This window comes from Streptomyces tanashiensis (assembly GCF_014648895.1).
Classification (GTDB): Bacteria; Actinomycetota; Actinomycetes; order Streptomycetales; family Streptomycetaceae; genus Streptomyces; species Streptomyces tanashiensis.
On record NZ_BMRZ01000056.1, the window covers coordinates 1 to 616 of the forward strand.

1 protein-coding gene is annotated in these 616 nt (G+C 70.3%); it reads left to right on the forward strand.

Annotated elements, in window-relative coordinates:
• Window positions 1-616 (forward strand): cupin domain-containing protein (locus tag IE237_RS40415; protein WP_502267030.1); only part of this gene is annotated, 616 nt, incomplete at both ends.

The following is a 616-nucleotide window of genomic DNA, read 5'->3' on the forward strand; positions in this document are numbered from 1 at the left end:
ACTCCGTTCACCGGTCTGTGTGGCTTCCGTACGACCGCCGAGGCCGCGAACATCATCGGCGCACTCGGCGTCGACTCACTCAAGCCCTACGTCGACGTGCTGCGCACTCACCCGGAGGAGGCGGCGCTACGCGAGGTCATGACGACCCTGCTCACCGCCGATCGCGAACAGATGGCGCACACGGTCGCGGAGGCCGCGGCAGCCGCCGCCCGCCTCGGCGGACCCCATGCCGCGTACGCCACCCTCGCCCGCCACTACCCGAGCGACCCCGGCGTCATCGCCGCCATGCTGCTCAACCAGGTCCGACTCCAGCCCGGAGAAGCACTCTTCCTCGGCGCGGGCGTCCCCCACGCCTACCTCGACGGCCTCGGCGTCGAGATCATGGCCAACTCCGACAACGTGCTCCGCTGCGGGCTCACGCCCAAGCACGTCGACGTCCCGGAGCTGCTGAACGTCGTGCGCTTCGCATCGAACGAACCGGCCGTCCTACGCCCCAGGCCCCTGGCATCGGGCGAGGAGATCTACGACACCCCCGTCGAGGAGTTCCGGCTCTCCCGATTCGTACGGCCCGAAGGCGCCGCGCCCATCGACCTCACCGCCCCCACGCCTCAGATCC